Here is a 21,039-nt window from a genome sequence, read left to right as displayed (position 1 = left end):
ACAAGCGCGGCAATGCCCCGTCACAACGGCGAAAAGCAGGCGTTGCACCCGGCGGCAGGCGCTGGCAAAGGCGCTGCCACGATGACGAGTGAACTTGCCAAGACTTTCGATCCTTCCGCCATAGAGGCGCGCTGGTACCGCCACTGGGAGCAGTCCGGGGCCTTCCGTCCCGAGCGCCCTGACGCGGAACCGTTCACGATCGTCAACCCGCCGCCCAACGTGACCGGCAGCCTCCATATCGGGCACGCGCTCGACAACACGCTGCAGGACGTGGTGATCCGTTACGAGCGGCTGCGCGGCAAGGATGCGCTGTGGGTGGTCGGCACCGACCATGCGGGCATCGCCACGCAGATGGTGGTCGAGCGGCAGATGGAGCTCGCCCAGGACAAGCGCACCAACTATTCGCGCGAAGCGTTCGTCGACAAGGTGTGGGAATGGAAGGCGGAGAGCGGCGGCACGATCACCCGCCAGCTGCGCCGCCTGGGCTGTTCGATGGACTGGAGCCGCGAGCAGTTCACGATGGACCCGCACTTCACCAAGGCAGTGCTCAAGGTGTTCGTCGACCTCTACAATCAGGGCCTGATCTATCGCGACAAGCGACTGGTGAACTGGGACCCGGCATTGAAGACCGCGATCAGCGACCTCGAGGTCGAGGCGCGCGAAGTGCAGGGCCACATGTGGCACTTCAAGTATCCGCTCGCGGGCGGCGAAACCTACACCTACGTCGAACGCGACGAGGACGGTAACGTCGTGCTCGAGGAAGAGCGCGACTACATCTCGATCGCCACCACCCGGCCCGAAACGATGCTGGGCGATGGTGCGGTTGCAGTGCATCCCGGTGATGCACGCTACGCGCCGATCGTCGGCAAGCTGTGCGAGATCCCGGTGGGGCCGAAGGAGCACCGCCGCCTGATCCCGATCATCACCGACGACTACCCCGATCCCGATTTCGGCTCGGGCGCGGTGAAGATCACCGGTGCACATGACGAGAACGACTATGGCGTGGCGCAGCGCAATGGCATCCCGATGTACCGGCTGATGGACGAAGTCGCGGCGATGCGGACCGATGGCGCGCCCTATGCGGAGGAAGCCGCCAAAGCGCTCGCCATCGCACGCGGGGAAGCAACCGCGACCGCTGCCGAAATCGACACGATGAACCTCGTGCCCGACGAATATCGCGGTCTCGACCGCTACGAGGCGAGGCTGCGGGTGGTGGCCGACATCGACGCCGAAGGCCTGATGATCATGGTCGAGGACAAGACCATCATGCAGCCGTTCGGCGACCGCGGCGGCGTGGTGATCGAGCCGATGCTGACCGACCAGTGGTATGTCGATGCCGAAAAGCTGGCACAGGGCCCGATGCAGGCGGTGCGCGACGGGCGGATCGAGATCGTCCCCAAGACCTGGGAAAAGACCTTCTTCAACTGGATGGAGAACATCCAGCCGTGGTGCGTCAGCCGCCAGCTGTGGTGGGGCCACCGGATCCCGGCGTGGTATGGGCCGGACGGGGCGATCTACGTCGCCGAGAGCGAAAAGGAAGCGCAGGCGCAAGCCGGTGCCGGTGTCGAACTCAAGCGCGACGAGGACGTGCTCGATACGTGGTTTTCCTCCGCTCTGTGGCCGTTCGCAACGCTCGGCTGGCCCGACGAGACCGAGCTGCTCAAGCGCCACTATCCCAACAGCCTGCTGATCTCAGGCTTCGACATCCTGTTCTTCTGGGATGCGCGGATGATGATGCAGGGGATGCACTTCATGGGCGAAGTGCCGTGGCCGCGGCTCTATCTCCACGGCCTCGTGCGCGCCGACGACGGCAGCAAGATGTCGAAGTCGAAGGGCAACGTGGTCGATCCGCTGGGCCTGATCGACAAGTATGGCGCCGATGCGCTGCGCTTCTTCATGGCGGCGATGGAAAGCCAGGGCCGCGACATCAAGATGGACGAGAAGCGGGTCGAGGGATACCGCAACTTCGCGACAAAGCTCTGGAATGCCACGCGGTTCTGCCAGGCGAACGGGATCGGTGCATCGCAGTCGATCGCTCCGCCCGCTGCGACTTCGGCGGTCAACAAGTGGATTATCGGCGAAGTCGCCGATACGCTCGCCGCGATCGACAAGGCGATGGCCGAACTGCGCTTCGACGCCGCCGCCAACGCGATCTACCACTTCGTGTGGGACACCTTCTGCGACTGGTACCTCGAGCTGATCAAAGGTTCGATCGACGACGAGACCAAGGCGGTCGCCGGGTGGACGCTCGACCAGATCCTGGTGATGCTGCACCCGTTCATGCCGTTCATCACCGAGGAACTGTGGCATGCGCAAGGCGCGCGGCCCTATGACCTGATCGTCGCCAAGTGGCCGGAACTGGAGGCGGCAGCCGATCCGGCGGCGAAAGCCGAAGTAGAACTAATTATCGAGGCCGTCAGGCAAGTACGATCAACTCGGAATGAAATGAACATTCCGCCCGGCAAGCGAATGGAATGTCGAATCCTCCCAGAGAGCGGCGAGTCCGCGAGGCTTGTCATGAGAAACTGGCATGACATCAGCAAGATGGCGCGAATTGACCTGGTCGAGACTCGAAGCGCTCAAGCCGTGACAAGTGGGGGTGTTCAAATTGTAGTCGGCGACACCACGATCGCCCTACAACTCGAAGGCGTGATCGATCTCGATGCCGAAAAGGCCCGTCTCGAAAAGGCGCTCGCCGCGTCGGAGAAGGAAGCCAAGTCGCTCGAAGGGCGACTCAACAACGCGAACTTCATCGAACGCGCCAAGCCCGAAGCGGTCGAAAAGGCCCGCGCCGACCACGCGCACCACAGCGCGGAGGCCGAACGGCTTAAGGCGGCGCTGGCGCGGCTTGGATGAGGTGCCGCTAGTCCTCGCCACGCAGGCTCCGGGCGAGCCGGAGGTATTTGCCTCTCTGCAAGGCGAAGGACCAAGCGCGGGGCAGCCGTGCACTTTCGTGCGGCTCAGCCGCTGCAACCTTGCCTGCGAGTGGTGCGACACCGCCTACACCTGGCGATTCGAGGGCGACAATCGCCCGCACCGCGACGGCGTGGACTTCGCACGCAAGGCCAACCAGGTGACGCTGGAGGTGGCTGAAGTCGCCGAGCGGATTGCCGCGTTCACACCGCGACGGCTGGTCATCACCGGCGGGGAGCCATTGCTGCAGGCGGGCGCACTGGCCGAGCTCGTCGCGCTGCTGCCCGATCACACGGTCGAGATCGAGACCAATGGCACCGTCGCCCCGCCCGCGCGGCTCGATGTCCATGTCGATCAATACAACGTCAGCCCCAAACTGGCGCACAGCGGCAATCCGGCAGAGCTCGCGTTGATCCCCGAGCGGCTGCACCACTGGGCGAGCGAACCGCGTGCGTTCCTCAAATTCGTGATCGCCGCGCCAAGCGACGTCGATGAAGTGCTGGCGCTGGCGCGCAGCTATCACATGAACCCGTTGCGGATTTTCCTAATGCCCGAAGGCACCGACAGCGCGACCTTGCACGAACGCGAGCAGTGGCTCGCCCCGCTATGTGTGGGGCACGGCTTCCGCATGAGCGACCGGCTCCACATTCACCTCTACGGCGATACACGCGGAACGTAGCTGGAGATCGGGCTGCGACCAGCAGACCGCAAGGCCGACCGGCTGCCCGCAGGTGCCCCGCACCCCGGACTTGATCCGGGGGAAGGGAACAGCACCGAGGACGCTCGCCCGGATGGGCGCGCGCAAAACCAATTACGTTCCCTGCGAACGCCAGCGCTGGACGATGCGGTGGACGCGCTCTTCCTCGCCGCCGGACTCGCGCCAAAGTTCGACGAAGCTCGGGTCTTCCGACGCCGGGCGCTTGTTCTCTTCGAGGTTGTCGAACGCCACTCGGATCGGGATTGCGACACCCTCGCCGCAGATGATGCATTCGCGGTTGCGCAGCGCCGGGATCGAATCGAGGAAGCCGCGCGCGCCTTCGGGCATCGCCGCCTTCACGAACGCCTGGTCGCGGTCGTTGTTGAGACGCATCGAAATGATCGTGCCGCACTGCGACAGCACGCCTTCGGCAAGGTCCGACGGACGCTGGGTAATGAGGCCCAGCGAGATACCGTACTTACGACCTTCCTTGGCGATACGGCTGAGGATGCGGCCGACGCTGGAATTGTCGGCGTTCTTCTCGCTCGGCACGTAGCGGTGCGCCTCTTCACAGACGAACAGCACGGGGCGCGTCTTTTCCTCGCGGCCCCAGATCGCGAAGTCGAACACCAGTCGGCTGAGCACCGCAACCACCGTGCTGGTGATGTCCGACGGCACGCCCGACACGTCGATGATCGAGATCGGCCTGCCCTCGCCCGGCATACGGAAAATGCGGCCGAGGAAATCGGCCATCGTATCGCCCACCAGCATGCCGGAGAACATGAACTGGTAGCGCGGATCGGCCTTGAGCTCGTCGAGCTTGGTCTTGAGCCGCATGTACGGCGCGGAGTTGGTCGACTTATCGAGCTTGCCCATCTCGTTCTGGATCTCGTTGGCGAGGTCCGAAAGGAGGTAGGGGATCGGCGAATCGACAGTGATCTTGCCCATCGTTTCGGCCAGCCGGTTCTTCGCACGCGAGCGCAGCAGGCACTTGGCGAGAATATCGGAATCGGTTTGCCGATCGTTGCCGGTGCTGGTCAGCAGCACTTCGCAGTGCTCCTCGAAGTTCATCAGCCAGTACGGCATCTGCAGGTTGCTGACGTCGAGGATCAGCCCGGTGTCCTTGAACGCGGCGGAATATTCGCCGTGCGGGTCGATCATGACGATGTGGCCGTCGGGCGCTGCTTCGCAGATCCGGTGGAGGATCAGCGCAGCGCTGGTCGACTTACCGGTACCGGTCGATCCCAGCAGCGCGAAGTGCTTGCCCAGCATCGCATCGATATAGAGCCCGGCGCGGATATCCTTGGTCGGATAGACGGTGCCGATCTGGATCGAGCTGCGCCCGTCGGAGGCATAAATCTGGCGCAAGTCGGCGGTGGTCGCCGGATAGATCAGTGCGCCCGGCACCGGATAGCGGGTGACGCCGCGGCGGAACGAGTGGATCCGCCCGGTCACCTTTTCTTCCATCCCTTCGCCGAGGAAGTCGATATTGGCGATGATCCCGCCACCCTGGCGGCGATCCTGCCGCTGGTTGCGAACGCTCGCGAGCAGCCACGAATCGCCAACCCGGATCTTGACCTGGCTACCCACCTGCCCGGCAAGCGCGATCGAGGGATCGTCGTCCCCCATGCATTCGTTGATCCGCTGGATATCGAGCGCGATCTGCGAGCCCGAACCGGCGATCTCGAGCACCACGCCGATCGGCTGCATGGCATTGTCGCTCGCGTTGCCCGAACTACCGGTGCCAGCGACCGGTGCGGCCTTGTCGAAGTTCTGGTTTCCCATGTCGGTCATTGCGGACCCATTCCCCCGTTAGAATTCTGCGGGGAACCTAGGCTTTGCGCGGTTAAAATCGCGTCAACGGTTTGAAAGCTCGATTATCCTATCGCGAGCAGCCGACCGGCCATCCAGCCCATCCCGACCGAGATCGCCACCGCCAACAGGCCGTAGGAGAACGGCCAGATCTGCGCGAACAGCTCGATAAAGCGTTCGAAACCGACCTTGCGCACGTCGACATTGGCGATCGCCGAGGCAACTACCCGTCCATTGGTTATAGCAAAGGTTTCAGCGGTATAGGTGCCGGTCTGGACGCTCGAAGGCAGCGACAGGCGGGCCTGGTAGAGCACCCCTTCGCTCAGCTTCACGCCGTGGTCTTCTTCCTTGTAGAGCCCTTCCTGGCGCTTCAAAGCGACCAGCCCCGAATTGAACCGGGCCTGCTCCTTGGGATCGATCGAACCCGACGGCGAAAGCTGGATATAGTTCGTCCCCAGTTCGTAGATCGCCGCAGTTCGCGGATCGACGATGTCCTTGATCGGACGCGAGGAGGCGACCGCGAAATACGACGGCGCAGAGCGGAAATCGGTGCTGTCCGCGTTGACCCAGATGCCGCCCACGCGCTTCTTCTCACGCACCCGCACGGCTTCGGTCGGGCCCTTGAGGACAACCACGATGTCGTAACCGCCGGTGTTGCGCGCGCCTGCCGGATCGAGAATCGCGCCGAACAGCAACAGGTTCGTGCCGGTAAAGCCTTGCCGGACCTGGATATCGTGCTGGCTGACCTCGGGCACCAGGATCGGGTCGCGCGCACCGGTCAGCAGGAAAAACGCCGCCAGCAGGAAGGCCAGCCGCACCCTCACAGCGGGATCACCGTATAGATCTCGTCCGGCCGGACACTGAGGCCGTAGAGCATCCGCAGCGCGATCAGCAGGACGATCGCGGCAAGGATGAAGCGCAGCGATTCGGGCTTGGCCTTCTGCGCCAGCATCGAACCGAGTTGCGCGCCGGTGACCGAACCGAGCAGCAGTAGCGCCGCGAGCACGAGATCGACCGCCTTGGTCGTGAGCGCGTGCATCATGGTCGAGACCATTGTCACGAACATCACGTTGAACAGGCTGGTGCCGACCACCACCCCCGCGCTCATGCCGAGGATGTAGAGCATTGCGGGCACCAGGATGAACCCGCCGCCCACGCCCATCAGCATCGTCAGGATACCTACGAACATCCCCAGCAGCAGCGGTGCCAGCGGCGATATGTAGAGCCCCGAACGATAGAACCGCCAGCGCAGTGGCAGGCTGGCGACCAGCGGGTGATGGCGGCGCTTGGCCGCGCGCGGACGGCTCTCGCCCGATCGACTGGCGCGGATAGCGGTCCACGATTCGCGCGCCATGATCACGCCGATCGTCCCCAACAGTACAACATAAAGCACGCTGATCGCGGTATCGATCTGGCCGATCGATTCGAGGAAGTTGAACAGCAACGCGCCTATCCCGGCGCCAAGAATACCGCCCACGACCGTTACGGCGCCCATCTGGTAATCGACCCCGCCCCTACGGCTGTGTGCGATCACGCCCGAAACGCTGGCCCCGGTCACCTGGGTGGTGGCCGAGGCCGCTGCGACAGTCGGGGGAATGCCGTAGAAGATCATCAGCGGGGTCGTCAGGAAACCGCCACCGACCCCGAACAGGCCGGACAGGATGCCGGTCATCGCGCCGAGCAGGACGATCACAGCCCCGTTGACCGACAAGTTTGCGATCGGGAGATAGACGTCCATTAGCGATCCCTAAACTAAGCAGATCGAACTTGGAAGGCGTGCCATCCTAAAATCCCGATGAAAGCGTGATCGCAACTCCCGATTTCGGCATCGCATCGCCCGCAGCTCGAATCCGATAGTCCGCGGAGAGCCTCAATGGAACCGGGCCGCCGCTCAAATCGAGCGTAGCCGATGGTCCGACATCGAGCCGAGCAGCGCCTTTCTGGCCCCCGCCCCACGCGCCGCCACCGAGCCGGAAGCGAGCCGCATCGCCTGTGATCACCGGTCGTTCGATACGCAGCTGCCCATCGACGAAACCGGTCGCAAAGCTGCCCGCGACATAGCCGGCCTGGGCGTAGCCCTCACCGACAAATTCCAGCGGAATCTTGACCGGCGCGATCTCGGTTACAGCAGCAACGGCAGGGCGCAGTTCGGTGCGACCCGACTGGTTGAAGGCGCGCAGCTCGGCTTGCGCCCGAAGCGGCACTTTCGCGAGCGGTCGCGCGCCGAACCCGATCGCCACCTCGGACTGGCGCGGCTGATCGGGCGTTGCAGTCGCGCGCAAGTAGAGCTCCGGCCGCCGCGCGCTGCCATCGATCGTGTAATGCAGCACCGCGCCGGCCTGGCTGCCACCGTAGGTCGCAGGGTATGGCGCGCCTGCAACCACTGGCGGAACCCCGCTGCCGGCACGATAGTACGACCACGCATCGAGCCGCCATCGGTCGAGCGCGGGGTTGCCGGACAACCCCCTTTGCGGAGCCTGGCGGGCTTTGCCCGGATTGGCCGACCGGCTCGCGCTGGCGAGCGCCGAGGACAGCTCTGGCGGAACCGGGACATAGGCCATCCCGGCCATGAACAGCAGCTGTTGGGCTGCTGCCGTACTCGTGGAGTCGCGGTTTGTCGTGTCACCGGTGGAAGCAGGCAAAAGCGCCCCGGGAACTGATGCAGGCAGCGCGCGCGTGGACCATCCGGGTGCGAGAGGGGCCGCCGGAGTATCCGCAGCAGCACCCAGGACAGGCGCCGAAACCGGTGTGCTCTCGTCAGTCGACCGATTGGCATGAGCAATCGGGGCGTCGTAGGCCTTGAGCGGAGCGAGGATCGGGAACGGCGATTGCCACGTCACGACCCGAATGGCGGCCCAACCGACGATGAGCGCCAGCAAGACGCCCAGCGGCTGGCCGCGGCGAGTTCCGGCGGTGCTTCGGGTCGGCATCATGCAGCCCTCCCAGTCTGCGACAGGGCGGGGTGCATCACGTGGCTGGTCTTGTCCCATGCAACCATCTGGCCGCGCAAGGACCGCACATAGGCAGCAAGCGCACGGCGGCCGGACATGATCGCGATGATATTCGCCACCGGAATGCGCAGCACTGCGCGCAACCCCTCCGCCACGCCATATTCGCGCGCAGTAAAGCCGAAGCGCCAGACGGCGCGCCAGGCGAACCCGGCAAGGTTGGCCCACAGCAGGACGCGCAGCAGCGGCGAAGTGTCGGTCGGCATCGGGGCGCCCAGCAATCGCGCTGCTTCGGTCGCCGCGATCAGCACCAGCAGGACATAGGCCACCGCCAGCACCAGCGCGGTGAGCGGCCCCCGTCGGTCGCGCATCCGCATCCACATCTCGACTGGTCGCGTTCCCCATCCGAGCCGTTCCCACGATTGCAGCGCGATCCCGTGAACCCAGCGGGTCTTTTGCCGCACCGATGCGCCCAGGTCCGAAGGGAATACCGCGCGGGTCGCCACCAGCTGCCCGTCGGGTGCACGACTTCGCACGAACCGGGCGCGGCCGCCCAGTTCGGCAACGCCGAGACCCAGCTCGTAGTCTTCGGTCAGGCAATCGGCCGCGAACGGCCCGTCCTGCGAGCGAACTTCCGCCAGCTGCGAGAGCATCCCGCGTTCGATCGCGCAGCCGACGCCGGCAGTCGGCAATCCGGCAGAGAGCGCTTCTCGCACCACCATCCCCTTGGCATGCGCCTCAGCGAATTCCTCGCAATAATGCGACGCGATCCAGCGAGAGTTCGGCAAGGCCGCGGGCAGGACCGGCAGCTGGACCAGCTCGGCGCGGGCCATTCCGGCATCGAGCAGCCCGAGTGCGGCGGGATCGACCATATCCTCGGCATCGTGGATCACCACCATCCGCGCCAAACTGCCCGAGCGCCGCTCGTCCTCGATCAGCGCCCGGTAAAGACGATTGAGGCAATCTGCCTTCGAACTCGGCCCGTCGCGGTCGTGGATCACCAGTCGCAATCGCGGGTCGCCCGCGGCGGCTGCAATCACCGCTTCTGCGGTTTGCATATCGTTGCGGTAGCACCCGATATAGAGCCGCAATTCGTCATGCGGCCAGGCATTGCAAGCATGGCGCACGGTCGCACCGATGACTTCCGCCTCCTGCCATGCGGGCACGAAGACAGCGGCAATCCCGGAAAGCGGAGCAGCCTCGATCTCACTGCCGGAAAGAGTTCGGGTACGCGCCCTTCCGGTTACCTTGAGCCACAGCCAGACGAGGTCCACAGCAAGCTCGTCGAGCGATCCGAGCAGGAAGAACACGCCTGCGAACAGCAATAGTTCGTGCTCGACCATGACGATCCACTGGAGCGCGCTAAATCCCTCTAAAGTCAAAATGGTTTCCCCCGATCACCGATCGAAGTGATAACCAAGTCGTAGCGGCCTTGCAACGGCGATCGGCATTGGCCAATACTCAAACGAATGACTGACGATCGCCCCCTCTTCGCCGCCGCCCTCGAACCCGTGAAAGCCGCCGCGATGGCCCCCGTGAAGGCGCTGTTCGTGTCCGACGCGCGCGAGGGATTGCTGCTGATCTTCGTGGCCGTGGCCGCGATCGTGCTAGCGAATTCGCCCTTCGCGCACGGCTACCACGCGCTGTTTCATTCGGTCCTGCCGTTCACTCCGGTGGTCAAGCTCGACACGCTCCATTTGTGGATCAACGACGGGCTGATGGCGGTGTTCTTCTTCGTCGTCGGGCTGGAGGTGAAGCGCGAGCTGGTCGAAGGCGACCTCGCCGATCCGCAAGCCCGCCGCCTGCCGGTGCTGGCCGCTGCTGCCGGCATGGCGCTTCCGGCGATCATCTTCGTCGCACTGGTCCGCGACGATCCCGGGCTCGATCGCGGATGGGCGATCCCGGCGGCGACCGACATCGCCTTCGCGATGGGTATCGTCGGCCTGCTGGGCGACCGCGTGCCGCAGCGCCTGCGCCTGTTCCTGCTGACAGTCGCAATCGTCGACGATATCGGCGCGGTCGCGATCATCGCGCTGTTCTACACCGTCAAGGTCAAGGCGATCTGGATGATCGCATCGGTGCTGGTCGCCGCAGCCCTCGCGGTGCTCAACATGCGCAAGGTCGACCGGCTGTGGCCGTACGTGGTCGGTGCTGTCGTGCTGTGGCTGTGCGTGCTTAATTCGGGGATCCATGCCACTATCGCCGGTGTCGTCGCGGCGCTGACAATCCCGATGCGCACTGCCGACGACAAGCCGTTGCTTGCGCGTGCCGAGCACGGCCTCGCGCCTTGGAACGCCTACCTCGTGGTGCCGCTGTTCGGGTTCGCCAACGCTGGCGTTGACCTGCGCGGAATCGGGCTCGACGGGTTCCTCGCCCCGCTACCGCTGGCGATTGCGGCGGGCCTCGTGCTGGGCAAGCAAGCGGGCATCATGGGCGCGGTGGCCGGAGCCAGATGGCTCGGCATCGCCAAGCTGCCCGACGGCACCAGCTGGCTCCAGCTATGGGGCATCGCCGCGCTATGCGGGATCGGTTTCACGATGAGCCTGTTCATCGGCACGATGGCGTTTGCCGACACCCCTGACCTGTTCGAGCAGGCCAAGCTCGGCGTGCTCACCGGCACGCTGGTTTCGGTTCTGATCGGCTATTTCCTGTTGCGGGTGGTACCCGGCCCCGCGGAACCCGAGTCGGAATAGAAAGCAGTCAGTAACGGCCCCACACGAACCGGCTCGACAATGCGTAGTTCCACACCGATCCGATGAGGATCCCGGCCAGCGCCGCCATCACCCAATAGACGCCGCGGGCCTGGAGCAAGGTGGCCACCGCAACGTTGGCCAGCGCCCCGACCGCGCAAGTCGCGCAGAACCCCAGCCAACCGCGCATTATCGCGGCCAGACCCTTCAGGCGCTGGTCACGATAGGTCAGCCAGTTGTTGACCCAGAAATTGAACGTCATCGCGGCGATCGTGGCAAACACGGTCGCCAACGCGAATCCTTCGCCCAACGTCCGATAGAGCAGCGTCAACACCGTCAGGTGCACTGCCACGCCGGCCGCGCCGACAGTGCCGAACAGGGCAAAACGCGAAGGCACCACGCGGCCGAAGCTGCGGTCGTAGAGGCCGACCAGGAATTCAAACGTCACTGCGCTGTCGAGCTTGCTTTCGCCGCTCAGGCGCTCGGCGAACTGGAGCGGGAACTCCTTGACCTTCAGGCTCGGGTCGGCGGTCGCCAGCAGGTCGAGCAGGATCTTGAACCCGATGCCCGACAGGCGCGGTGCCGCCGCGCGAAGGAGTTCGGCGCGGGTCACGAAGAACCCGCTCATCGGGTCGGTCAGTTCGACCCCGGTAACCTTGCGCGCCAGCCGGTTGGCGAGCATCGATCCCTTTTCCCGGGTCTGGCTGGAAAGCCCCGCCGCACTGCCGCCAGCAACGAAGCGCGAGCCGACCGCGACGTCGCATTCGCCCGCCCGCACCGCTGCGGCCATTTCGACGAGCAGCGCGGGGTCGTGCTGGTGATCGGCGTCCATCAGCGCGACCAACGGTGCGGCTGTCGCGCACATTCCCTCGATCGCGGCTGACGCAAGGCCGCGGCGGTTGAAGCGCTGGATCACCCGCACGCGGAGATCGGCTTGTGCGATCTCGCGCGCCGCATCGGCAGTGCCGTCGGTGCTGTTGTCGTCGACGATGATCGCTTCCCACGCAATTTCGCCCAGCGCCGCATCGATCCGCTCGATCAGGGGCGCGAGGTTGCCCCGCTCGTTCAGCGTGGGCAGGACAATGGCAAGCTCAAGGTTCACAACCGGGCGATTACCGCGTCGCCGATCTGTGCGGTAGCGGCGGTTCCGCCAAGGTCCCATCCAAGGACACCTTCAGCGAGAATTCTTGCAACCGCTGCCTCGATGCGCGCCGCCTGCCGTTCGAGGCCGAGCGAATGGCGCAGCAGCATCGCGGCGGAAAGGATCGTCGCTGTCGGGTTGGCCTTGCCCTGCCCGGCGATGTCGGGCGCGCTGCCGTGGATCGGCTCGTAGAGCCCGAACGTCCCGTAATCGGTTTGCCGGTCGCCAAGCGCGGCGCTGGCGAGCAACCCGATCGAACCGACGCACATGCTCGCCTGGTCCGACAGGATGTCACCGAACAGGTTGCCGGTCACGATCACGTCGAACCGGCCCGGATCCTTCACCAGCTGCATCGCCGCGTTGTCGACGTACATGTGTTCGAGCGCGACATCGGGATATTCAGCGGCGACTTCGATCACGACATCGCGCCACAACTGGCTGGTTTCGAGCACATTGGCCTTGTCGACCGAACACAGCCGCCCGTTGCGCCCCTGCGCCGCGCGGAAACCGACATGCGCAATGCGGCGCACTTCGTCCTCGGTGTAGCTCATCATGTCCCACCCGCGGCGGCGGCCGTCGGGCAGCGTGTCGATCGCCTTGTCGCCGAAATAGACGTCGCCGTTGAGCTCGCGGACGATCAGCATATCGATCTGGCGGGCGATCTCGGGCTTCAATGCGCTCATCGCCTCCAGCCCGTCGAACGTCTTTGCCGGACGCAGGTTGGCGAACAACGTGAGTTCCGAGCGCAGGCCGAGGATCGCCTGTTCGGGCCGCAAGTGCCGCTCGAGGTGGTCGCAGTCGAAATCGCCGACCGCGCCGAACAGAATTGCATCCGATGCCCGCGCAATCTCCAGCGTCGCTGGCGGCAGCGGATGGCCGTGCGCGCGCCACGCGGTGGCCCCGACATCGGCATATTCGAGCGACAGCCCGGGCAGACCGAGTGCATCGAGCACGCGCACCGCCTCGCGAGTCACCTCCTGTCCGATCCCGTCACCGGGAAGCACCGCAATCTTCATGCCCTGATCCGTTCCAGCCGTTCGCCCAGCATCGTGCGCGCGGCCATAACATCGCCGCGTCGGTCGGCAAGCAGGTAGCGTTCGAGCGGAGCTGCCTGACGGGCAAAGATTTCGAGCAGCACGCCAAGTTCGGCTTCCTCAGCTGGCGATGCGCCGCCGTAGCCGAGCTCGCGCAACACCAGCGCTTCATACGCGACTAGCGCGCGCAACCACCCGCGCGCGGATGGCGCATGGCACACCGCGTCGAGCGTCGCCGCGAGCGCCGAATAGAGCGAAGGATAGGGATTGCGCTCGGGCAGGACAGTAGCGGTGAGCGCGCAAGTCCAGCCGATCGCCGCGGAGGCCAGCGGCTCGCTGAGCCACGGCCCGCGGCTCTCGCACAGTTCGAGCCGGGCAAACGGCAGCTGGCTGTCGCTCTTCGAACGAAGCTCCACCTCGACGAGGTTGCCGGGAATTACCACCGGGCGCAGCTGCCGCCCGCGTCCGCCCGCGACGTAACCCGCGACCAGCCCGAATTCCTCGGTCAGCATCCGCGCGACCACTGCGGTTTCGCCGTGCGAGCGCGCGGCGACGAGGATGGCGGGTGCGCGCAAGTGCATCGGGCTATTTGGTGGCTGGCGGGATCGCCGCCGTCACTTGCGCCTTGGTCGCCGCCACCAGCGCTTCGACGCCTTGCCGGGTCGGATGGATATGGTCGGCCTGAAGCAGCTGCGGCTTGTCGTATATGCTGCCAATGAAAAACGGCACCAGCTTCACGCCGAACCGCTTCGCAAGATCCGGATAGATGCCGTCGAACGCCTTCTGGAACTCGGGACCGCCGTTGGGCGGTGCACGCATGCCCATCAGCAGCACCGGAATGTCGAGCGCCTTGAGCTTTTCCAGCATCGCCGAGAGGTTGGCCCTGGTTTCCTTTGGCGGAAGCCCTCGCAGCAGGTCGTTGCCGCCAAGCTCGAGGATGACGAGGTCAGGCTTCTTCGCCATGCTTTCGAGCGTGAAGTCGAGCCGCTGCAGCCCGTCGGCAGTGGTGTTTCCCGACACGCCTGCGTTGACCACTTGCGCGTTGACCCCCTCCTGCCTCAGCGCAGCCTGAAGCTGCGAGGGATAGCTCTCGAGCGGGCTGGCGAGGCCATATCCGGCGAACAGCGAATCGCCGAACGCGAGGATTCGGCGAACCGGGCCGGACACCTGGGCACTGGCAACGTCGGTCGATGCAGCGGATGCGGTCGGTTGCGGGGCGGGCGCGGACTGCTGCTGGCACCCGGCCAGGGCCAGTGCCGCCGCCAATCCAATCGACCACTTGCCAAATTCCATCGACCAGCCTCCTTGTCGCTGCCCCAGACCTATGCCATCGCCGCGGTGTGACAAGCCCTTCCCCCGCAATTTGCGCCCGCAATCTCACATTGACCCTCGGAAGCACCGCCGCGCCGGTGGAAATCCTCAAGGGTATCGACCTGATAGTGACGGACGGCGAAGTCGTCGCGCTGCTCGGCCCATCGGGCTCGGGCAAGTCGAGCCTGATGGCGGTGCTGACTGGGCTCGAACGCGCGACCGGCGGCTCGCTCGAGGTCGCAGGTGCCGATTTTGCCACGCTCGACGAGGATGCCCTGGCGCGCGCCCGGCGCGGGCGCATCGGGATCGTGTTGCAGGCGTTCCACTTGCTACCGACGATGACCGCGCTGGAAAACGTCGCGACACCGATGGAACTGGCCGGGATGTCCGCCGCGCGCGAACGCGCAGCAGCGGAGCTCGAAGCGGTCGGGCTCGGTCACCGGCTGTCGCATTACCCGACCCAGCTTTCGGGCGGCGAACAGCAGCGGGTCGCTATCGCTCGCGCGATCGCTCCGCGCCCTGCGCTGATCTTTGCCGACGAGCCGACCGGCAACCTCGATGCGGCGACCGGCGAAGCAATCACCGACCTGCTGTTCGCCCGGCGCGCGGAAACCGGTGCGACCTTGTTGGTGATTACCCACGATGCCGAACTCGCCGCGCGCTGCGAGCGGGTGGTGACGCTCGCCGATGGCAGGATCGCGAGCGACACGCATGGCTGAGCTGGGCTGGTCCGGCGCATGGGCGATCGCCCGGCGCGACCTCTCGGCGCGCTTCAAGGGCTTGCGGCTGCTGCTGGTGTGCCTGTTCCTCGGCACGATGGCGCTCGCCGCGATCGGCACGTTGACCCATTCGATCGAGACCCAGCTCGCCGACCGGGGCCGCGAGTTCCTCGGCGGGGATATGCAGGTCTCGCTGTGGCAACGCGCGCCCAATGCTGGCGAGATGGCTGCGCTCGGTAAGCTCGGCACTGTATCGAGCGGCATACGGATGCAGGCGATGGCGAGCACGGCCACGGCAGCCGCACCGGTCGAATTGAAGGCAGTCGATGCGCGCTGGCCGCTCTATGGCAAGGCAACCCTCGCCAGCGGCAAAGTCGTCGGCGCGCCGCCTCAAGGTGAAGCATGGCTGGCGCAAGGGGCAGCAGACCGGCTGGGCCTGTCCCCGGGCGACAGCTTCTCGGTCGGGACCACGCGGCTCACGGTTGGCGGCATCCTCGGCAACGAACCCGACCGGTTGGGCGAAGGCTTCCAGCTCGGCCCGACAGTGATCGTCGATGCGGGCATTCCCGCAAAGGCAGGGCTGACCGCGCCCGGCGCGATGTATCGCACCAAGACCAATATAGCGTTTGCCGGCAGCACCGATCCCGAAGCGGCCAAGCGCGCGCTCAAGGCCGAGTTTCCCGATGCGGGGTTCGACATCAAGACCCGCGACAACGGTGCGCCGGGGACCGACCGGTTCGTGGGCCGGATGGGCGAATTCCTCACGTTGGTCGGGCTCGCAGCACTGGTGATCGCCGGGATCGGGATCGGAGGTGGGGTTTCGAGCTATCTCGACGCGCGCCGCCAGTCGATCGCTACGCTCAAGGTGCTCGGCGCGAGCAGCGGCGATATCGCGCGGATCTACGCGCTGGAGGTCGGCACGGCGGCGCTGGTGGGCAGCCTTGCCGGGATTGCCGCAGGGGTCGCGATCACCCCGTTGCTCGCCCGCGCGCTGAAAGGGCTGCTGCCGGTCGGCACAGGCATCGCGTTTGCACCCGGGCCGTTGCTGCTCGCGCTGGCGTATGGCCTGCTGGTCGCGCTGGTATTTGCCGCACCGCCGCTGATGCGCGCGCGGCGATTCCCGGCGATGGCGTTGATGCGCGCGCGGGTTGCTCCGCTGGCGCGCGACAAGGCAGCGCTGGTACCCGTCATCGGAGGATTGCTGGCGATTGCGGGCATCGCGATGTTAACCGCCAAGCAGCCGTGGCTATCTGCCGGGTTTATCGGCGGAGCGGCAGCGGCCCTGGCGCTATTAGCTCTGCTCGGCTGGACGATCCGCAAGGGTGCTGCACGCCTGCCCCGCCCGACCAACCCGATCGCCCGCGCCGCGCTCGCCAACCTTCACCGGCCCGGTGCGGCGACCGCAATGCTGGTGACCGCGCTCGGCTTCGGGCTTGGCGCGTTCGTGCTGCTCGCGGCTGTCCAGACGAGCATCGACGGGACCATCGCCAAGCGTGTGCCCGCAAAGGCCCCAGACTATTTCGTGCTCGACCTGCCGCAAGAGCGCGCCGCCGATTTCGCCAAGCTCGTCGAACGCGATGCACCGGGCAGCGAAACCCGCACCGTGCCCGCGATGCGCGGGTCGATCCTCGCCTACGGGCCGCAAGGTAACGAGACCCGGGTCGCCAGCCTGGGCGACAATATCCCCGACGGTGCATGGGCGCTGCGCGGCGAGCGCGGGCTGACTTATTCGGACGAAGTGCCGCCGGGCAACTCGCTCACCGCCGGCACGTGGTGGGGGCCGGACTACAGCGGCCCGCCCGAGGTCTCCGTCGATGCTGATCTCGCCAATGCGATCGGACTCCGGGTGGGCGACTACCTGACCATCGGCGTGCTCGGCGTCGAGCGGCAAGCACGGGTCGCATCGCTGCGAAAGATCGACTGGCAATCGATGGGCTTCAACTACGTGCTGGTGTTCAGCCCCAACACCTTGCGCGACGTGCCGCACAACCTCGCCGCGACGATCCGGCTGGGCCAAGGCGCGGACAAGCGCCGCCTGCTGCACGACCTCGTGAGCGCATTTCCCTCGAGCAGCGTGATCGAGACCGGCCCGGTGCTGACACAGGCGCGCACGCTGCTCTCGCAAGTCGGGCTGGCGACGCTGGCTGCGGCTTCGGTGGCGGTGCTGGCAGGGCTTGCCGTGCTGCTCGGCGCAATCGCCGCCGCACGCGCCCAGCGGACCTACGACACGGTCGTGCTGCGGGTACTCGGCGCAAGCAGGAGGCAAGTGCTGGCGATGGCGTTCGCCGAGTACGCCGCGCTCGCTGCAGTGCTGGCGGTGGTCGCGCTGGCGCTTGGCCTCACCGGCGCGTGGCTCGTCGTGACTCGGTTGTTCGAATTCGACTGGCTACCTGGCTGGAGCGCGGTGTTCGGCGTGCTCGGCGCAGGGCTCGCGCTGGTGATCGCCTTTGCGTTGGCCGGCGCGCTCCCACTCTTGAGAGCGAAACCGGCGCAGGCGCTGCGGGCGCTTTAGGAAAACACTTCCACGTCGGTCGCACCCTTCGGATCGGGACCGAAGCGGTTCGGACCGGGAGTGCCCGGCAGAAACATGATCACCAGGAAGGCGATCGAGATCAGGAAACCGATGTAGGGGATCATCCCGCCTACGGCGAAACCGAGGTACCACCACCCGCTCATATCGCGATCGTGCAGGCGCCGCACGGTCACCGCGATCGACGGGATCAGGACAATCACCATCCAGAACAGGATGAGCAAGCCGAACCCGCCGAAAAACAACCCGAGCACGGCTCCGGGGTTTCCTTCATCCGATCTCAGATTGGCAATTCCGGCGGAGCCGAAGACAATCACCGACAGCACGCCTACCACAATCACGTTGAGCAGCGTGAACATCCAGTATTCCATCCGCCGCGAACGGCCGGAAAACTCGGCATAGCGCTTGAAAGGCAGGATCATCCAGTTCATCGCAAATCCCCCAATTCGATACGACTGATGAAGTCATTGAATCACAAGCCAATAGCGAAGGCAATGAAAAAGGGCCCCGCGATGCGAGGCCCCTTCCCGTTTCGAATTTGCGTTCGGTCGCGTCAGAACTTGAAGCGCGCCGATACCCCGTAGGTCCGCGGCTGGTTCACGTAGCCCGAGATCGACTGCGACTGGGCCACCGAATCGAAGATATCGGTGATGCTGCGGTGATCGAGCAAGTTGCGGCCCCACACCATCAGGTCCAGTCCGTTGGCAAACGAGTAGGTTAGCGACGCGTTGAGGTCGTCGTCCTCTCGCCGGAACGGACGTGCGGCCGCACGAGCGGTATCGTAGTTCGGGGTACCGTTGGTGTTCGTGGTGATGAACGCCAGCAGGCCCGGCTCGACCTGCACCGGGGCGGCATAGCGGAAGTTGCCGCGCAGGATCAGGTGATCGTCGCCGATCGGCTGGTCCCAGGTCGCGCCGAAGTTGGCGACGAACTTGGAGATGTTGCCGATCTCGGTGCCCGAAAGGTCGCCGAACGGCGAGGCGACGAAGCTGTCATACTTCGGGTCGAGGTAGGTCACCGCCACTTCCAGCGTCAACTCGTCCGTCGGGCGCGCCATGCCGTCGAACTCGACACCGAAGGTCGACTGCTTGCCGGCGTTGGCGAGGATGAACCCGGTGCCGGTGAAGGTGTTGGTCTGGAAGTTGCGGATCGACTGCTTGAAGAACGTCAGGTTGGCTGAGGCGAGGCCCCAGTTGCCCTTGATCCCGAGCTCGTAGTTCTCCGCGATTTCCGGATCGGCGAAGCGCGATCCAGGCACCAGGTTGGTTACCGCCAGCCCCTGATTGACCAACGCGGCATAGGCCGCCGGGCTCGGTCGGCTGTCGCGTGAGAGGTTCCAGCTCGATGCCTTGAAGCCCGAAGAATACGAGATGTAGGCATTGAGGTGCGGATTGAACTCGTAGGCGAGGCGCGCGATGTAGCTCACGTTGCCGTCGCGGGTCCTGCCGTCTTCCACTGCGTTGGGGATGTTCTGGAACGGCGGCAGGAACTGCAGCGCCTGGAACCCCATCAGCGGTGCCGTCTGCGCGCTGACGCCCTGAACGATAGCGTTGTATCCGGTCGGAGAGACCGACTGGAAATAGGCGATCTGCGCCGGGCTCGCCAGCGTACCGGCAGGCAACGACAGGTACTGGCCGACAGTCAACGCAGTGTAGTAGGCGTTGATCTGGCTGATCGCACCCGGGATGTCGACCGCACTGAAAAGGTCGGTGCTGTAGGAGTTAGTGGTCACGTCCTTCGCGTCGTGGGTGTAGTTGATGCCCAGCGTCAGCGTGAGGTTGTCGATCGGCTGGATGTCGACGTTGCCGAACACCGACCACGCCTGGTCATGCTGCTTCATGTTGTTGAAGAAGCCCTGCCCGGCCTGCCAGAAAGTATTGGGCGGTGCCCCGAAGGTTGCCTCGATGCTGTCGGCGCTCTGGGTATTGGCGGTAAGGCCACGGATCAGCAGGTCGACATAGTTGCGGAAGTCGCTGCCGTAGACGATCTGGTCATGGTCATCGACGTTCTCGTCGAAGAAGTAACCGCCGAGCAGGAAGTTGACCGGCCCGTCGAAATCACTCGCAAGGCGCAGTTCCTGCGTGAAGGTCTTGATCTTCGCCTGGCCGATGTTGGCCCCGGTCGCCAGCTTGGCGCTGGTGAAATCGACATCCTGGTCGGCGTTGAGGCTGGACTGGCGATAGGCGGTGATGCTCGTCAGCTTGAGCGAATTCATGGTGTAGTCGGCCTGGCCCGACACGCCCCAGTTCTCGACCTTGCTGGTCGGGACCACGTCCGAATAGACCACATCGGCGAACGGAGTGCGATAGTCGTTGACCATCCCGCCGAGCGCCTGGATCGCCAGCGTCGCGGCCGACGGGCGCAGGTTGACCACGCCGCAGCACTTCTCGTCGATCCGGTCGTAGTCGGCGATCAGGCGGAAGCTGAAATCGCTCGACGGCTCGAACAGCACCTGACCGCGGGCGAACCAGCGGTTGCGGTTGTTCATGTCGTCGCCGTTGTAGGCGTTGGTCAGGTAACCGTCGCGGCGGTGGTATCCGCCCGCGATCGAGGCTGCGACGGTGTCGCTGATCGGCCCGGTCAGGTAAGCCTTGGCGACGACGTCGTTGTAGTTGCCGTAGCTCGCCTCGACACTGCCGTGGGGGGTGAAGCTCGGAGCCTTGGTGACGATCGAGATCACACCGGCGCTGGCGTTCTTGCCGAACAGTGCCGACTGCGGCCCGCGCAGCACTTCGATGCGCTGGATATCGGGCAAGTCGCCGATCTGCGCGATCGCGCGGCTGCGATAGACCCCGTCGACATATACCGCGACCGACGGCTCGAGGCCGATGTTGTTGCCGCTCGTGCCGAACCCGCGGATCGAATAGGTCGTCGCGAACTGGCTCTGGCTCTGGCTCGCCGAAAGCGACGGGACCACGCTGGTAAGATCCGACACGTCGCGGATCTGCGCGCGCTCGATGGTATCGGCGGTGGTGACCGAGACCGCCACCGGCACGTCCTGCAGGGTCTGCGCGCGCTTGGTTGCGGTCACGATGATCTCGTTGCCGATTGCGCTCGTGTCATCCTGGCTCTGCGCCTGTGAGGCATTGGCGGAATTCGAGTCGGCCTGGTCCTGCGCGGAAGCGATCGTCGGGAAAGCGACGACGGCAGCTCCGGCCAGCAAGGCGATGCGGCAGCGGCTCGCGAACGGCGAGGCGATGAAATTCATTGTCGGGGTTCCTCTTTCATTGGCAACACACACATC

The 21,039-nt window shown here is 65.3% G+C and carries 16 protein-coding genes; 5 read left to right on the top strand and 11 right to left on the bottom strand.

The genetic code is table 11. From position 1 onward, the window contains the following. Positions 1 to 81 precede the first annotated feature (81 nt). Positions 82 to 2,856: a valine--tRNA ligase gene (locus CJO11_RS11170; RefSeq protein WP_095013374.1), complete on the top strand. Its 2,775-nt coding sequence runs from the start codon at positions 82 to 84 to the stop codon at positions 2,854 to 2,856. Between the two features lies 1 nt (position 2,857). Beyond that, positions 2,858 to 3,592 (top strand): 7-carboxy-7-deazaguanine synthase QueE, encoded by a 735-nt coding sequence (locus tag CJO11_RS11165; RefSeq protein ID WP_095012777.1) that lies wholly within the window; start codon positions 2,858 to 2,860, stop codon positions 3,590 to 3,592. A gap of 132 nt (positions 3,593 to 3,724) precedes the next feature. Here the strand turns inward: CJO11_RS11165 and CJO11_RS11160 are convergent, their stop codons facing one another. From CJO11_RS11160 to CJO11_RS11140, 5 genes are all read right to left on the bottom strand, one after another. After that, entirely contained in the window at positions 3,725 to 5,404 is a 1,680-nt protein-coding gene (locus tag CJO11_RS11160) for an ATP-binding protein (RefSeq protein WP_095012776.1), read from the bottom strand. Positions 5,405 to 5,487: 83 nt separating this feature from the next. Next, positions 5,488 to 6,246, bottom strand: a complete 759-nt coding sequence (locus CJO11_RS11155; RefSeq protein ID WP_095012775.1) for a TIGR02186 family protein — start codon at positions 6,244 to 6,246, stop codon at positions 5,488 to 5,490. Further along, positions 6,243 to 7,160, bottom strand: coding sequence for a sulfite exporter TauE/SafE family protein (locus tag CJO11_RS11150; protein ID WP_095012774.1), 918 nt, complete (start codon positions 7,158 to 7,160; stop codon positions 6,243 to 6,245). The genes CJO11_RS11155 and CJO11_RS11150 overlap by 4 nt, the downstream gene beginning before the upstream one ends. Positions 7,161 to 7,206: 46 nt before the next feature. After that, positions 7,207 to 8,355, bottom strand: coding sequence for a hypothetical protein (locus CJO11_RS11145; protein WP_095012773.1), 1,149 nt, complete (start codon positions 8,353 to 8,355; stop codon positions 7,207 to 7,209). Continuing rightward, positions 8,352 to 9,752 (bottom strand): glycosyl transferase family protein, encoded by a 1,401-nt coding sequence (locus tag CJO11_RS11140; protein WP_095012772.1) that lies wholly within the window; start codon positions 9,750 to 9,752, stop codon positions 8,352 to 8,354. The genes CJO11_RS11145 and CJO11_RS11140 overlap by 4 nt, the downstream gene beginning before the upstream one ends. 87 nt (positions 9,753 to 9,839) lie before the next feature. On the opposite strand from CJO11_RS11140, the gene nhaA reads away from it, so the two are divergent. After that, on the top strand, positions 9,840 to 11,063 hold the full coding sequence (gene nhaA, locus CJO11_RS11135) for a Na+/H+ antiporter NhaA (protein WP_169829188.1): 1,224 nt from the start codon (positions 9,840 to 9,842) through the stop codon (positions 11,061 to 11,063). 7 nt (positions 11,064 to 11,070) lie between these two features. Here nhaA and CJO11_RS11130 read toward each other — a convergent pair whose 3' ends face one another. The 4 genes from CJO11_RS11130 to CJO11_RS11115 are packed head-to-tail and all read right to left on the bottom strand — an operon-like array spanning position 11,071 to position 14,528. Next, on the bottom strand, positions 11,071 to 12,162 hold the full coding sequence (locus CJO11_RS11130) for a glycosyltransferase (RefSeq protein WP_240504475.1): 1,092 nt from the start codon (positions 12,160 to 12,162) through the stop codon (positions 11,071 to 11,073). Further along, a complete protein-coding gene (gene leuB, locus CJO11_RS11125) occupies positions 12,159 to 13,217 on the bottom strand; it encodes a 3-isopropylmalate dehydrogenase (RefSeq protein WP_095012771.1) in 1,059 nt (352 codons plus the stop codon). The genes CJO11_RS11130 and leuB overlap by 4 nt, the downstream gene beginning before the upstream one ends. Beyond that, the gene (recO, locus tag CJO11_RS11120) at positions 13,214 to 13,816 is read right to left on the bottom strand and encodes a DNA repair protein RecO (RefSeq protein WP_095012770.1); all 603 of its coding nucleotides are present in this window, start codon (positions 13,814 to 13,816) and stop codon (positions 13,214 to 13,216) included. The genes leuB and recO overlap by 4 nt, the downstream gene beginning before the upstream one ends. A 4-nt stretch (positions 13,817 to 13,820) precedes the next feature. Beyond that, positions 13,821 to 14,528 carry an arylesterase gene (locus CJO11_RS11115; protein ID WP_095012769.1) on the bottom strand — a complete coding sequence of 236 codons (708 nt, stop codon included), beginning with the start codon at positions 14,526 to 14,528 and terminating at the stop codon, positions 13,821 to 13,823. A gap of 47 nt (positions 14,529 to 14,575) precedes the next feature. Here CJO11_RS11115 and CJO11_RS11110 point away from each other — a divergent pair, with 47 nt between their 5' ends. Both CJO11_RS11110 and CJO11_RS11105 read left to right on the top strand, forming a co-directional pair. Continuing rightward, a complete protein-coding gene (locus CJO11_RS11110) occupies positions 14,576 to 15,265 on the top strand; it encodes an ABC transporter ATP-binding protein (protein WP_240504474.1) in 690 nt (229 codons plus the stop codon). After that, entirely contained in the window at positions 15,258 to 17,777 is a 2,520-nt protein-coding gene (locus tag CJO11_RS11105; RefSeq protein ID WP_095012768.1) for an ABC transporter permease, read from the top strand. The genes CJO11_RS11110 and CJO11_RS11105 overlap by 8 nt, the downstream gene beginning before the upstream one ends. On the opposite strand, the gene CJO11_RS11100 is transcribed toward CJO11_RS11105, so the two are convergent. Beyond that, positions 17,774 to 18,226: a DUF805 domain-containing protein gene (locus CJO11_RS11100; protein WP_095012767.1), complete on the bottom strand. Its 453-nt coding sequence runs from the start codon at positions 18,224 to 18,226 to the stop codon at positions 17,774 to 17,776. The genes CJO11_RS11105 and CJO11_RS11100 overlap by 4 nt on opposite strands. Positions 18,227 to 18,348: 122 nt before the next feature. After that, a complete protein-coding gene (locus CJO11_RS11095; protein WP_095012766.1) occupies positions 18,349 to 21,003 on the bottom strand; it encodes a TonB-dependent receptor in 2,655 nt (884 codons plus the stop codon). Between the last annotated feature and the right edge of the window lie 36 nt (positions 21,004 to 21,039).

This window comes from Tsuneonella mangrovi, assembly GCF_002269345.1.
GTDB lineage: Bacteria > Pseudomonadota > Alphaproteobacteria > Sphingomonadales > Sphingomonadaceae > Tsuneonella > Tsuneonella mangrovi.
Note: the sequence above shows the minus strand (reverse complement) of the source record. Positions and strands in the feature narration are given on the sequence as shown.

Excerpts from the sequence above, each read along its gene's own strand:
- CJO11_RS11170 (WP_095013374.1), top strand. The coding sequence starts at position 82 with ATGACGAGTGAACTTGCCAAGACTTTCGATCCTTCCGCCATAGAGGCG.
- CJO11_RS11160 (WP_095012776.1), bottom strand. The coding sequence starts at position 5,404 with ATGACCGACATGGGAAACCAGAACTTCGACAAGGCCGCACCGGTCGCT.
- CJO11_RS11150 (WP_095012774.1), bottom strand. The coding sequence starts at position 7,160 with ATGGACGTCTATCTCCCGATCGCAAACTTGTCGGTCAACGGGGCTGTG.
- CJO11_RS11145 (WP_095012773.1), bottom strand. The coding sequence starts at position 8,355 with ATGATGCCGACCCGAAGCACCGCCGGAACTCGCCGCGGCCAGCCGCTG.
- nhaA (WP_169829188.1), top strand. The coding sequence starts at position 9,840 with ATGACTGACGATCGCCCCCTCTTCGCCGCCGCCCTCGAACCCGTGAAA.
- leuB (WP_095012771.1), bottom strand. The coding sequence starts at position 13,217 with ATGAAGATTGCGGTGCTTCCCGGTGACGGGATCGGACAGGAGGTGACT.
- recO (WP_095012770.1), bottom strand. The coding sequence starts at position 13,816 with ATGCACTTGCGCGCACCCGCCATCCTCGTCGCCGCGCGCTCGCACGGC.
- CJO11_RS11115 (WP_095012769.1), bottom strand. The coding sequence starts at position 14,528 with ATGGAATTTGGCAAGTGGTCGATTGGATTGGCGGCGGCACTGGCCCTG.
- CJO11_RS11105 (WP_095012768.1), top strand. The coding sequence starts at position 15,258 with ATGGCTGAGCTGGGCTGGTCCGGCGCATGGGCGATCGCCCGGCGCGAC.
- CJO11_RS11100 (WP_095012767.1), bottom strand. The coding sequence starts at position 18,226 with ATGAACTGGATGATCCTGCCTTTCAAGCGCTATGCCGAGTTTTCCGGC.
- CJO11_RS11095 (WP_095012766.1), bottom strand. The coding sequence starts at position 21,003 with ATGAATTTCATCGCCTCGCCGTTCGCGAGCCGCTGCCGCATCGCCTTG.